The sequence below is a fragment of the Vibrio sp. 1641 genome, from assembly GCF_033339995.1.
In the GTDB taxonomy this organism is placed as follows: domain Bacteria; phylum Pseudomonadota; class Gammaproteobacteria; order Enterobacterales; family Vibrionaceae; genus Vibrio; species Vibrio alginolyticus.
In genome coordinates this window covers 1-514 of sequence record NZ_JAWOVP010000524.1, presented here as the reverse complement: position 1 = coordinate 514, position 514 = coordinate 1, and the positions used below count along the sequence as shown (strand labels likewise).

Annotated in this window: 1 protein-coding gene; it reads left to right on the top strand. The window is 45.7% G+C overall.

What is annotated here, in order from left to right; translation table 11 throughout:
• Positions 1 to 514, top strand: a 514-nt coding sequence (locus R7Z47_RS26925; RefSeq protein ID WP_318131036.1) for an ABC transporter permease, incomplete at both ends; no start/stop codon positions are given.

Genomic DNA, 514 nt, shown 5'->3' with positions numbered 1-514 from the left:
TGGCGCGATGGTGTTTGGTTTGATGGGTGTTGTCGCCATGATCGGATTTATGAATGGTTTAGTAGACAGCATGATCAAAAATGCGATTGCTTGGCAAACCAGCCATTTGCAGATTCATCAAAGTGCGTATCTCGTTAATCCTGAACTGAAAGACATCATACCTGACTCGCAAAGCATCGTGACAACGTTAGACAAGCATCAAAGCGTGAAAGCCGTATCGGAGCGGTTTCTCGCCGATGGCATGATAGCTTCTGCTCGAAGTTCTCGCGGTATTCGTATTAATGGTATTCATCTTGAACAAGAGCAGAAGATAACGCCGCTTTCTGAGCATATCATCGATGGTTATTGGTTGGATGAAGAGGGCCGGAATCCAATTCTTGTATCGCAAAAGACGGCGAAAAGATTAAAGCTACGGGTCGGTTCAAAAGTCATTCTGACGCTTTCAGATATCAATGGGGATGTCTCTGGCGCTGCGTTTAGAGTGAAAGGCATCTTCAAAACACCGTCCACGACC